An 11,918-nucleotide genomic window follows, 5' to 3' on the forward strand; every position below is an offset into this window, starting at 1 on the left:
CATGGGCGCGGGTGTCATGAAAAAGACCGGCGGAGGCGGACGGCGCAGGCGGCATCGTCGCGGCGGGGCTCAGGCCATGTCGGAAATCAACGTCACGCCTTTTGTGGATGTGATGCTGGTGCTGCTGATCATCTTTATGGTCGCCGCGCCGCTGATGACGGTGGGCGTGCCGGTGGAGTTGCCGAAAACGGCGGCCAACGCGCTGCCCTCGGACCAAGAAGAGCCGCTGGCCGTCACCGTTACTGCCGCTGGTGTGGTGATGATCCAGAAAACTGAGGTGCCGATGGCCGATCTGGTGAACCGCCTGCGCGCCATTGCGGCCGAACGCGAGGGCGACCGGGTGTTCCTGCGCGCCGATGGCGCCGTCCCCTACGAGGTGGTGGTGCAGGTGATGGGGGCTCTTAATCGCGGTGGGTTCAGCAATATCGGGCTGGTGACAGACACCGGCGGGCCCAAGCTGGACGGCGAAGCGGACGCCGCGGATCAGGGAAACTGAGCCACAGATGAACGCGGGGCAGTATATCTCGGGGATTGGCCATGTGGGGCTGATCGGCTGGTTGTTGGTGGGGGACGTGTTCGCCCCCGCGCCCGAACCCTTTGAGGTGACCGAGGTCGCCGTCATCTCGCCCGAGGAATATGAACGGATCGTCGGTGCTCAGCAGCCCCCCGCAGTGGACACCGAGGCCCCGGCACCCGTGCAGCCGGTCCAGCCCGATCCTCGCGAAGAGTCCGCGCCGCAGCCCATCGCAGAGCCAGACACCCCGCCCGAGCGCCCCGTGCCCGAGCCGGTGCCGGAAACCCCGCCGCAAGATGACAGCCCCGACGTGACCGAGATCGTGCCTCCGCCCCCCGCCGAGGTGCAGGACACCCCGCCCGAGATCGCTCCGCCCCCGGCCGAGGATGTGGTGCTGGCGCCCAGGCAATCCGTGCGCCCCAAACCGCGCCCCGCCCCGCGCGTCGCGCCCGAGCCCGTGGCCCAGCCCGCGCCCGAGACCAAACCCGATGACATCACCCGCGAAGAGGTCCGCAAGGATGACGCGGGCGAGGTGCAAAAAGAAGAGACCGAGGCCACCGCCCCCGAAGAGGCCGCCGATGAGATCGTGACCGAGGCCGAGGATCCCCCCTCGGGCGCGCCGGCCAGTTCGCGTCGGCCCAAATCGCGGCCCTCGCGCCCCGATCCCGCACAAGATGACATGCGCAGTGCCATCGAAAAGGCCGTGGCCGATGCCGCCGGGTCCGAACCCGGCCCTGCCACGGACACGCCCGCAGCCCCCGCAGGCCCGCCGCTGACCGCAGGCGAAAAAGACGCCCTGCGCATCGCGGTGCAACGCTGCTGGAACACCGGCTCGTTGTCCTCGGATGCGCTGCGCACCACTGTCATCGTGGCCGTGCGCCTGTCCGAGGCGGGCAAACCGGATGTGGGCTCGATTCGCATGGTGTCCAGCAGCGGCGGGACGGCCAGCTCGGCCCGCCAGGCCTACGAGGCTGCCCGAAGAGCGATCATTCGCTGCGGATCCAGCGGCTTTAACCTGCCCAAAGACAAATATGCGCAGTGGCGCGACATTGAAATGACATTCAATCCGGAGAAAATGAGGATCAAATGATGAAACATGTTCTGACCCTCCTGTGTGCGTTCCTGGTTCTTGGTTTCACAGCTCCGGCCCAGGCGGCGCCGCTGCGGATTGAAATCACCGAGGGCGTGATCGAGCCGCTGCCCTATGCGGTGCCCGATTTCGTCGCGGAAAACGGCGCGGCGCAGAAGGTCGCGCAGGATATTGCCCGGCTGGTGGCGCAGGATCTGTCCGGCACCGGGCTGTTCCGCGAAATCCCCGCTGGCGCGCATATCAGCAAGATCACCAGCTTTAGCTCTCCGGTGCAGTTTGCCGATTGGAAGGCGATCAATGCGCAGGCGCTGATCACCGGGGCGGTCAGCCTGCAATCGGGTGGGCGTCTGGTGGTGAAATTCCGGGTGTATGATGTCTTTGCCGGGCAGGAACTGGGCAACGGTCTGCAATTTGCGGGCACCCAGGACGGATGGCGGCGCATGGCGCATAAGGTGGCCGATGCGGTCTATAGCCGGATCACCGGCGAGGGCGGCTATTTCGACAGCCGCGTGGTGTTCGTGTCCGAGACCGGCCCCAAGGGCGACCGCAAAAAGCGTCTGGCGATCATGGATTACGACGGTGCGAATGTGCAGTATCTGACCGACAGCCGGTCCATCGTGCTGGCGCCGCGGTTCTCGCCCACGGGGGATCGTATTTTGTACACCAGCTATGAAACCGGGTTCCCGCGCATCTATGTTCTGGATGTGGCCAGCGTGGGCCGCCGCGTACTGGAGGAAAGCAGCGGCACCATGAGCTTTGCCCCCCGCTTTTCGCCCGACGGGCGCACGGTGGTCTATTCGCTGACCCGCGGAGGTAACACGGACATCTATAAGATGGACATCGGTTCGGGGCGCTCGCAGCGGCTGACCAGCGCGCCCTCTATTGAGACGGCCCCCAGCTTCAGCCCCGATGGCCGCCAGATCGTGTTCGAAAGCGACCGCAGCGGCACCCAGCAGCTATATATCATGTCCGCCGATGGCGGCACGCCCAAGCGGATCAGCTTTGGCCAGGGGCGCTATGGCACGCCGGTCTGGTCGCCGCGCGGGGATCTGGTGGCCTTTACCAAACAGCACAAGGGCCGGTTTCATATCGGCGTGATGCGCACCGACGGATCCGAGGAACGGCTGCTGACAGCCTCGTTTCTGGATGAGGGGCCCACCTGGTCGCCCAATGGCCGGGTGATCATGTTCACCCGCGAAACCCAAGGCGCCAGCGGATCGTCCAGCCTGTATACGGTGGACATCACCGGGCGGAACCTGAAACGGGTGAAAACGGTCAGCGGGGCCTCGGATCCGGCCTGGTCGCCCTTGCAGAACTAAGGCACGCGTTCCCACGGGACGCGCGCTGTGCTACAACCTAAGAAAACAGACATATCGAGTAGGGCAAATCCATGAAACATCTGACACGCGCAATTCTGCTGACGTCGGTCCTGGCTCTGGCGGCCTGTACCAATCCCGATCGCTTTAGCGGAGACGAGGTAAACCTGGGCGGGGCGGGCGGCTCTGGCTCGGCCGATGATCCTACCTCGCCGCTGTATTTCCAGCAAAGCGTGGGGGACCGCGTGTTTTTCCAGGTGGATCAGTCCACCCTGACCGGCGAGGCTCAGGTTACGTTGGACGGACAGGCGCAATGGCTGATCAAGAATTCCGATTACACCGCGATCATCGAAGGTCACGCGGACGAACAGGGCACGCGGGAATATAACCTGGCCCTGGGCGCGCGCCGCGCCAATGCGGTGCAGGAATATCTGCTGCAACAGGGGGTCTCGGCCACGCGTCTGAAGGTCGTCAGCTATGGCAAGGAGCGCCCGATCGAGATTTGCAGCCAAGAGGCCTGTTATGCCAAGAACCGGCGCGCGGTGACGATCATCTCGGCCGATTACAACAGCTAAGGGGAACGCGATGCGCTGGATTTTTGCTGTACTGCTGATGGCGCTGTTGCTGCCGATGGGCCCGCGCGCCGGGCTGGCGCAGGACCGGACGCAGACTTTGGCGGATATTCGTCAGGAACTGTCGGTGCTTTACGTTGAAATCCAGCGGCTCAAGCGCGAGCTGAGCACCTCGGGCGCCCCGGCCGGAGCGGGCGGGGGTTCGGTTCTGTCGCGGGTCAACGCGATCGAGGCGCAGATGCAGCAGCTGACCTCGAAAACCGAACAGCTGGAATTCCGCATCAACCGGATCGTTCAGGACGGCACCAACCGGATTGGCGATCTGGAGTTCCGCCTGGTCGAGCTGGAGGGCGGCGATGTGTCCAAACTGGGGGACACAACCACCCTGGGTGGCGCAGATCAGGGCAGCCCGGCCCCGGCGCGCCCTGAGGTGAACGGCGGATCGGACGCGCAGCTGGCCGTGGGCGAGCAGGCCGATTTCGATGCTGCCCGCGCCGCGCTGGAAAACGGCGATGCCAGCGGGGCGGCGCAGAAATTTGCGGCCTTTATTGATGCGTATCCCGGCAGCCCGCTGACGGCCTCGGCGCATTTGCTGCGTGGCAAGGCGCTTAGCCGTCTGGGGGATAATCCGGGCGCGGCGCGGGCCTTTCTGAACGCATTCAGCAGCGCGCCGCAGGGCACGGACGCCCCCGAGGCCCTGTTCCTGCTGGGGCAGGCGCTGGCGGATCTGGGCCAGACTCAGGAAGCCTGCGTGACCCTGTCCGAGGTCGGCGTGCGTTTCCCCACTTCTGCCTCGGTCGAGCCGGCGCAGGTGGCGATGCAGCAACTGGGATGTTCGTGAACGACCCCACCGCCGCCCTGACGGATTTTTTGCACGATTTGGGCGCGCCCGCATTGGGGGTGGCCGTGTCGGGCGGTGGGGATTCCATCGCTCTGTTGCGGCTGGCCGCCGCGGCGGGCGTCCCCCTGCGTGCCGTCACCGTGGACCATGGGTTGCGCCCCGAGGCCGCTGACGAGGCGCGTTTTGTCGCGGCTCTTTGCGCCGATCTGGGCGTGCCGCATGACACGCTGCGCTGGAACGGCTGGGACGGGGCGGGCAATCTACAGGATCGGGCGCGGCAGGCGCGGTATCGGTTGGTGTCCGAATGGGCCGCGCGGCACGGGCTGGATTGTGTCGCGCTGGCCCACACCCAAGAGGATCAGGCCGAGACCTTGCTGATGCGCCTGGCCCGCCGCGCGGGTGTGGATGGGCTCTCGGCGATGCGGGAACGCATGGTTTCGGGGGTGCGTTTCGTGCGGCCATTGATCGGCTGCGCGCGGCAGGATCTGCGGCGCTATTTGCAGGGGCTGGGGCAGGGCTGGATCGAGGACCCCTCGAATGCGGATATGGCCTATGAACGGATCCGGATACGTCAGCAGGCGGCGCAGCTGGCCGACCTGGGGCTGACGGCCAGCGCCCTGTCCGAGGTGGCGCAGACTCTGGCTCAGGCGCGGCAGGCGCTGGACTGGGCGGTGCATCGGTTCGCGCAGCAGCATCTGCATATGCAGGGCCCGGATGTGCGGATTGACCGGGCAGAGTTCACCGCTCTGCCGCCGGAATTGCAGCGGCGGCTGCTGGTCGGAGCGCTGTGCTGGCTGTCCGGGGCTGGCTATGCGCCGCGCCGTCAGCCCGTGGCGCAATTGTTGCAGGCGGCGGCACAAAAACAGCGGATGACCCTGCACGGCTGTGTGCTGACTCACCGTCAGGGCGCGCTCTATCTGCACCGCGAATACGCCGCCGTGACAGGGGAAACCGCGCAGCCCGGTCAGGTCTGGGACGGGCGTTTCAGATTGCACGGGGCTGCGGCGGCGGATGTGCACATCGCCGCAGTGGGTGAAAACGGGCTGGCCGCCCTGCCAAACTGGCGCCAGACCGGGCGCCCCGCGGCGGCTGTGATGGCCGACCCGGCGGTCTGGCAGGGGCAGCGCCTGATTGCCGCGCCCCTGTCTGGCTTTGCCAGCGGATGGGGCGTGGAACCTGCAAATGGCCGCCAAGATTGCCTTTCTGCCCTTTTATCGCATTGAACATGGGTGCATGATCTCTATTTAAGAACGGTGGCTGCTGTGATAGGCGCAGGGCCAACCGAAATTTTGGGAGAGTTTCCTTGGGCAACGCTAAGAACATCGCCTTCTGGGTCATCCTGTTCCTTTTGATTCTGGCTCTGTTCAACCTGTTCAGCGGGTCTGGATCGACATTGCAAAGCCAGGCGATTCCGTATTCGGAATTCGTGCAGGCCGTGGATCAGGAAAAGGTCAGCAAAGTCACTCTGGACGGCGAGAAAATCCGCTATCGGGGGACCGACGGGCGCGATTACGTCACCATCAAACCCGATGATGCCGAGATCACCGACGATCTGATCGCCAAAGGCGTGCCGGTCACCGCCGAAAGCCAGGAACAATCCGGTTTCCAATCGTTTATCCTAAGCCTTCTGCCGTTTTTGCTGCTGATCGGTGTGTGGATTTACTTCATGAACCGCATGCAGGGCGGGGGCAAAGGCGGGGCCATGGGATTCGGCAAATCCAAGGCCAAGCTGCTGACCGAAAAACAGGGCCGCGTGACCTTTGATGATGTGGCCGGCATTGATGAGGCCAAGGAAGAGCTGGAAGAGATCGTCGAATTCCTGCGCAATCCGCAGAAATTCAGCCGTCTGGGCGGCAAGATCCCCAAAGGCGCGCTGCTGGTGGGCCCTCCGGGTACTGGTAAGACGCTGCTGGCCCGTGCGATTGCGGGCGAGGCGGGTGTGCCGTTCTTCACCATCTCGGGCTCGGATTTCGTGGAAATGTTCGTGGGTGTGGGCGCGTCCCGTGTCCGTGACATGTTCGAGCAGGCCAAGAAAAACGCCCCCTGTATCGTGTTCATCGACGAGATCGACGCCGTGGGCCGGGCCCGTGGCGCTGGCTATGGCGGTGGCAACGACGAGCGCGAGCAGACGTTGAACCAGCTGCTGGTGGAAATGGACGGGTTCGAGGCAAACGAGGGTGTGATCATCCTGGCCGCCACCAACCGCCGTGACGTGCTGGACCCTGCGCTGCTGCGTCCGGGCCGCTTTGACCGCCAGGTCACCGTGCCCAACCCCGACATCAAGGGCCGCGAGAAAATCCTGGGCGTTCATGCCCGCAAGACCCCGCTGGGCCCCGATGTGGATCTGCGGATCATCGCGCGCGGCACGCCCGGTTTCTCGGGGGCGGATCTTATGAACCTGGTCAACGAGGCCGCGCTTATGGCCGCCCGTGTGGGGCGCCGTTTCGTCACCATGGAGGACTTCGAGAACGCGAAGGACAAGGTGATGATGGGGGCCGAGCGCCGCTCGATGGTGCTGACGCAGGACCAAAAGGAAAAGACCGCCTATCACGAGGCCGGCCACGCCGTTGTTGGCCTGGCGCTGCCCAAATGCGACCCGGTTTATAAGGCTACGATCATCCCGCGCGGTGGCGCGTTGGGCATGGTGGTCAGCCTGCCGGAAATCGACCGCCTGAACTGGCACAAATCCGAATGCGAGCAGAAACTGGCCATGACCATGGCCGGTAAGGCGGCGGAAATCCTCAAATACGGTGAGGATGAGGTCTCGAACGGGCCGGCTGGGGATATTCAGCAGGCCTCGGGTCTGGCGCGGGCGATGGTGCTTAGCTGGGGGATGTCCGATAAGGTCGGGAACATCGACTATTCCGAGGCTCATCAGGGCTATTCGGGGCAGACGCCCGGTTTCTCGGTCTCGGCGCACACCAAGGAGCTGATCGAGGAAGAGGTCAAACGCTTCATTCAGGATGGCTATGACACGGCCTATCGCATCCTCAAGGAACGTGAGGAGGAATGGGAACGTCTGGCGCAGGGCCTGCTGGAGTATGAGACCCTGACCGGCGAGGAAATCGAGCGCGTGATGCGCGGCGAGCCGCCCCATTCGGGCCCCGATGAGGATGATCACGGCGCGGGCAATGCGCCCTCGGTCACGGCTATTCCCAAGACCAAGCCGAAGAAATCCCCGCCCGAAGGGGGGATGGAACCGGAACCATCCGCATAATAGATCAGCCGGGGGAAACCTCGGCTTTTCTTTTGTCTGCATTTAGTGTATGCAATGGTATACAATTTGGAGGGGGCAATGGCAGACTGGAATCCAGGTAAATATCAGCGTTTCGCGGATCTGCGCTTGCGCCCCGCGCTGGATCTGATCGCGGCGATTCCGGCGCTGCCAGAGGGGAATATCGTGGATCTGGGGTGCGGGGCCGGGGCGGTGGCGGCGGATCTGGCGGAGCAGTTTGCGGGGCGTGATCTGGTCGGGGTGGATAGCTCGGCGACCATGCTGGCCAAGGCGCAGCAGCTGGGGCTTTATGCGCGTTTGGATCAGGCCGATATCGCGCTGTGGCGCCCGTGCAGCTCGCCTGCGTTGATCTATTCCAATGCGGCGCTGCATTGGGTTCCGGATCATGCGGCGCTGCTGCCCGCGCTGGTGCAGTCGCTGCCTCCCGGCGGTGTCCTGGCCGTGCAGGTGCCTTATCAGAACCCCGCGCCCTCGCATCGGACATGGGTGGCCCTGGCCGAGCAGCTGTTCCCCGGCCGTGTGGACATGGGCAAAGGCCCCGGCATTCTGACGCCCGAGGCCTATTTCGACATTCTGTCCCCGCTGGGCCAGCCACGCATCTGGCAGACGGAATATCTGCAACGGCTGACCCCCGTGGCCACGGGGCATCCGGTGCGGCACTTTACCGAATCCACCTTTGCCCGGCCGATCCTGACGGCGCTGGAGGAGCCCGAGCAGGCGGCCCTTATCCACGCGTATGAAACGGCGATGGCCGAGGCCTATCCCCTGCGTGCCGATGGCTCGGTTCTGTTCCCGTTCCGGCGTCTGTTCTTTACCCTTCAGCGATGATCATGGCGGGTGATCGGCGCTGTCACAGATCGTGAATTGCGTGCGCCGCCGGCTTGGGCGACAACATGGAAAACCGATGCAGGAGCCCCCAATGCCCGCGCTAAAACCGACAGAATTCACCGCCACCGTCACCTATCTGGGCCTTGTGCCTGACCGTGATGCCTCGTTGCGGTCGCACGCTCTGAGCCAGGCCATGCTGACCTGGGCCGGTATCGAGGGCGAGGCGCATGGGGGGGTCACGCGGCCTTCGTGCAGTCGGGTTCTGTCTCAGCATCCGCGCGATACTGAAATCCGGAATGTGCGGCAGCTCTCGGTTCTGTCGGCCGAGGAACTGGCGCATATCGCGGCCCAGATCGGCGTGGATGGGTTCGATCCGGCCTGGGTGGGCGCGTCCCTGATTGTGGAAGGCATCCCCGATTTCACCCATGTGCCGCCGTCTTCGCGGTTGCAGGCGCCCTCGGGGGCGACGCTGGTGGTGGACATGGAGAACCGCCCCTGCGTGCTGCCCGCCCCGGTGATCGAGGCCGACGCCCCCGGTGCCGGCAAGCTGTTCAAACCCGCCGCCGCAGGCAAACGCGGGGTGACAGCCTGGGTGGAACGCGAGGGGCCGATTGCCGTGGGGGACGTGCTGAGGCTGCATATCCCCGATCAACCCGTCTGGGCCCATCTGAACAGCGCGCGGGCGTCCTAGCGACGTTTCAGTCCCAGAAATGTCGGATTTACCGTCTCTGCACCTTGGCCGAATAAGCTATGGCTAAGGAAGGCGCACAAGGATCTTGGGAGGGGGACATGAGCCATAAATCCGACATCGAAATTGCCCGCGAGGCCGTGAAAAAACCGATACAGGACATCGGCGCGCAGCTGGGCATCCCGCCCGAGCATCTGCTGCCCTTTGGCCATGACAAGGCCAAGATCGGGCAGGATTTTATCCGCTCGGTTCAGGATCGTCCGGACGGCAAGCTGATCCTTGTCACCGCGATCAACCCCACCCCGGCGGGCGAGGGCAAGACCACCACCACCGTGGGGCTGGGCGACGGGCTTAGCCGGATCGGGAAAAACGCAGCGATCTGCATCCGCGAGGCCAGCCTGGGCCCCTGTTTCGGCATGAAGGGCGGCGCGGCGGGGGGCGGTTATGCTCAGGTGGTGCCGATGGAGGAAATGAACCTCCATTTCACCGGGGATTTCCACGCGATCACCAGCGCGCATAACCTGCTGGCCGCGATGATCGACAATCACATCTATTGGGGCAACGAGCTGGGCATTGACGAGCGCCGCGTTACCTGGCGCCGGGTGATGGATATGAATGACCGGGCGCTCAGGGACATGGTGACCAGCCTGGGCGGCGTGGCGAACGGTTTCCCGCGCCAGACGGGCTTTGACATCACCGTCGCCTCCGAGGTGATGGCGATCCTGTGCCTGGCCCGCGACCTGGAGGATCTGCAAAACCGGCTGGGGAACATCATCGTGGCCTACCGGCGCGACCGCAGCCCGATCTACGCGCGCGATTTGCAGGCCGATGGCGCGATGACCGTGCTGCTGAAGGACGCGATGCAGCCCAATCTGGTGCAGACGCTGGAACACACCCCGGCCTTTGTCCATGGTGGCCCCTTTGCCAATATCGCGCATGGCTGCAATTCCGTCATCGCCACCACAAGTGCGCTGAAACTGGCCGATTTCGTGGTCACCGAGGCGGGCTTTGGCGCCGATCTGGGGGCCGAGAAATTCATGAACATCAAATGCCGCAAGGCCGGTCTGGCCCCCGATGCGGTTGTCATTGTCGCCACGATCCGCGCGATGAAGATGAACGGCGGCGTGGCGAAATCCGATCTGGATTCGGAAAACGTGCAGGCCGTGCAGGACGGTTGCCCCAACCTGGGCCGCCACATCGCCAATGTGAAATCCTTTGGCGTGCCGGTGGTGGTGGCGATCAACCATTTTCTCTCGGATACCGAGGCCGAGATCGCGGCGGTCACCGAATATGTCAGCGCGCAGGGCTCTGAGGCGATCCTGTGCCAGCATTGGGAAAAGGGCAGCGCCGGAACCGAGGCTTTGGCGACGCGGATTGTTGAACTGACCGAGGGCGGCTGGTCGCATTTCGCGCCGCTCTATCCTGATGAGATGCCGCTGTTTCAGAAGATCGAAACCATCGCCAGGCGCATTTACCACGCTGACGCGGTGCTGGCCGATAAGAAAATCCGCGACCAGCTGCGCGCATGGGAGGACGCGGGCTATGCGGACCTGCCGATCTGCATGGCCAAAACGCAGTATAGTTTCTCGACCGATCCCAGCCTGCGCGGCGCGCCCACCGGCCATTCCGTCCCGATTCGCGAGGTCCGCCTGTCCGCCGGGGCCGGTTTCGTCGTCGTCATCTGCGGGGAAATCATGACCATGCCGGGCCTGCCGCGCCACCCCAGCGCCGAGCAGATCGGGCTGAATGATCTGGGCCAGATCGAGGGGCTGTTCTGAACGCGGTTTCCCTTTGAGGCGCGCGCGGGGCTGATCGGAAACGCACGGTGTCGGAATTTGGCCGAATCTGGCGTGGATGGGCTGGTGCGGACGGCTCTGAGGCGCTAAACGCTTCGCTCAACAGGGCATTGCCCGCAGATCAGACGAAAGGGCCCCCCATGACCGCAACTATCATCGACGGTAAGGCGTTTGCCTTGGATGTTCGTGGGCGCGTTGCGCAGCATGTTGCGCGGCTGAAAGAGGAAAACGCGATCACGCCGGGCCTGGCCGTGGTGCTGGTGGGCGAGGATCCTGCCAGCCAGGTTTATGTGCGCTCGAAGGGGAAAATGACCGTCGAAGTGGGCATGAATTCCTATGAGCACAAACTGCCCGCCGACACGTCCGAGGCGGATCTTCTGGCGCTGATTAACCAATTGAACACCGATTCTGAGGTACACGGGATTCTGGTGCAGCTGCCCTTGCCGGCGCATCTGAACGAGGATCTGGTGATCAACGCCATCGACCCGGCCAAGGATGTGGACGGGTTTCATATCTCGAATGTGGGGCTGCTGGGCACCGGGCAAAAGGCGATGGTGCCCTGCACGCCGCTGGGTTGCCTGATGATGCTGCGCGCGCATCATGGCAGCCTGTCGGGGCTGAACGCGGTGGTGATCGGGCGCAGCAATATCGTCGGCAAACCGATGGCGCAGCTGCTGCTGGGCGACAGCTGCACGGTGACGATCGCCCATAGCCGCACGCGCGATCTGCCCGGTGTGGTGCGGGGCGCGGACATCGTGGTGGCGGCGGTGGGCCGTCCCGAAATGGTGCCGGGCGACTGGATCAAACCGGGCGCCACGGTGATTGACGTGGGCATCAATCGGATCCCGGCTCCGGAAAAGGGCGCGGGCAAAACCCGGCTGGTGGGCGACGTGGATTTCGCCAGCTGCGCGGCGGTGGCCGGGGCGATCACCCCGGTACCCGGAGGCGTCGGCCCAATGACCATCGCCTGCCTTCTGGCCAACACCCTGACCGCCTGCTGCCGCGCCAATGGCCTGACAGAGCCAGAGGGGCTGACCG

Annotated in this window: 11 protein-coding genes; all 11 read left to right on the forward strand. The window is 64.4% G+C overall.

The features are described from left to right. Window position 1 precedes the first annotated feature (1 nt). Window positions 2-496: a protein TolR gene (gene tolR, locus ACP15O_RS15075; RefSeq protein ID WP_425096949.1), complete on the forward strand. Its 495-nt coding sequence runs from the start codon at window positions 2-4 to the stop codon at window positions 494-496. Between the two features lie 7 nt (window positions 497-503). Further along, window positions 504-1,604, forward strand: coding sequence for an energy transducer TonB (locus tag ACP15O_RS15080; RefSeq protein WP_425096950.1), 1,101 nt, complete (start codon window positions 504-506; stop codon window positions 1,602-1,604). Further along, entirely contained in the window at window positions 1,601-2,923 is a 1,323-nt protein-coding gene (gene tolB, locus ACP15O_RS15085; RefSeq protein WP_425096951.1) for a Tol-Pal system beta propeller repeat protein TolB, read from the forward strand. Before ACP15O_RS15080 ends, tolB begins: the two co-directional genes overlap by 4 nt. A gap of 71 nt (window positions 2,924-2,994) precedes the next feature. Further along, window positions 2,995-3,495 (forward strand): peptidoglycan-associated lipoprotein Pal, encoded by a 501-nt coding sequence (gene pal / locus ACP15O_RS15090; protein ID WP_425096952.1) that lies wholly within the window; start codon window positions 2,995-2,997, stop codon window positions 3,493-3,495. Window positions 3,496-3,505: 10 nt separating this feature from the next. Continuing rightward, window positions 3,506-4,333 (forward strand): tol-pal system protein YbgF, encoded by an 828-nt coding sequence (ybgF, locus tag ACP15O_RS15095; protein WP_425096953.1) that lies wholly within the window; start codon window positions 3,506-3,508, stop codon window positions 4,331-4,333. Further along, on the forward strand, window positions 4,324-5,556 hold the full coding sequence (gene tilS, locus ACP15O_RS15100; protein WP_425096954.1) for a tRNA lysidine(34) synthetase TilS: 1,233 nt from the start codon (window positions 4,324-4,326) through the stop codon (window positions 5,554-5,556). Before ybgF ends, tilS begins: the two co-directional genes overlap by 10 nt. Before the next feature lie 80 nt (window positions 5,557-5,636). Next, window positions 5,637-7,550 (forward strand): ATP-dependent zinc metalloprotease FtsH, encoded by a 1,914-nt coding sequence (ftsH, locus tag ACP15O_RS15105; protein ID WP_425096955.1) that lies wholly within the window; start codon window positions 5,637-5,639, stop codon window positions 7,548-7,550. 78 nt (window positions 7,551-7,628) lie between these two features. Continuing rightward, window positions 7,629-8,396, forward strand: coding sequence for a methyltransferase domain-containing protein (locus ACP15O_RS15110; protein ID WP_425096956.1), 768 nt, complete (start codon window positions 7,629-7,631; stop codon window positions 8,394-8,396). Between the two features lie 91 nt (window positions 8,397-8,487). Continuing rightward, window positions 8,488-9,087: an MOSC domain-containing protein gene (locus ACP15O_RS15115; RefSeq protein ID WP_425096957.1), complete on the forward strand. Its 600-nt coding sequence runs from the start codon at window positions 8,488-8,490 to the stop codon at window positions 9,085-9,087. 98 nt (window positions 9,088-9,185) lie between these two features. Further along, a complete protein-coding gene (locus tag ACP15O_RS15120; protein ID WP_425096958.1) occupies window positions 9,186-10,862 on the forward strand; it encodes a formate--tetrahydrofolate ligase in 1,677 nt (558 codons plus the stop codon). 158 nt (window positions 10,863-11,020) lie between these two features. Beyond that, a partial coding sequence (folD, locus tag ACP15O_RS15125) for a bifunctional methylenetetrahydrofolate dehydrogenase/methenyltetrahydrofolate cyclohydrolase FolD (RefSeq protein ID WP_425096959.1) occupies window positions 11,021-11,918 on the forward strand: 898 nt, incomplete at its 3' end.

Source organism: Youngimonas ophiurae (nom. illeg.) (assembly GCF_049803795.1).
Lineage (GTDB): Bacteria > Pseudomonadota > Alphaproteobacteria > Rhodobacterales > Rhodobacteraceae > Thalassobius.

Excerpts from the sequence above, each read along its gene's own strand:
- ACP15O_RS15120 (WP_425096958.1), top strand. The coding sequence starts at position 9,186 with ATGAGCCATAAATCCGACATCGAAATTGCCCGCGAGGCCGTGAAAAAA.
- ACP15O_RS15115 (WP_425096957.1), top strand. The coding sequence starts at position 8,488 with ATGCCCGCGCTAAAACCGACAGAATTCACCGCCACCGTCACCTATCTG.
- ybgF (WP_425096953.1), top strand. The coding sequence starts at position 3,506 with ATGCGCTGGATTTTTGCTGTACTGCTGATGGCGCTGTTGCTGCCGATG.
- tolR (WP_425096949.1), top strand. The coding sequence starts at position 2 with ATGGGCGCGGGTGTCATGAAAAAGACCGGCGGAGGCGGACGGCGCAGG.
- tolB (WP_425096951.1), top strand. The coding sequence starts at position 1,601 with ATGATGAAACATGTTCTGACCCTCCTGTGTGCGTTCCTGGTTCTTGGT.
- ACP15O_RS15080 (WP_425096950.1), top strand. The coding sequence starts at position 504 with ATGAACGCGGGGCAGTATATCTCGGGGATTGGCCATGTGGGGCTGATC.
- ACP15O_RS15110 (WP_425096956.1), top strand. The coding sequence starts at position 7,629 with ATGGCAGACTGGAATCCAGGTAAATATCAGCGTTTCGCGGATCTGCGC.
- pal (WP_425096952.1), top strand. The coding sequence starts at position 2,995 with ATGAAACATCTGACACGCGCAATTCTGCTGACGTCGGTCCTGGCTCTG.
- tilS (WP_425096954.1), top strand. The coding sequence starts at position 4,324 with ATGTTCGTGAACGACCCCACCGCCGCCCTGACGGATTTTTTGCACGAT.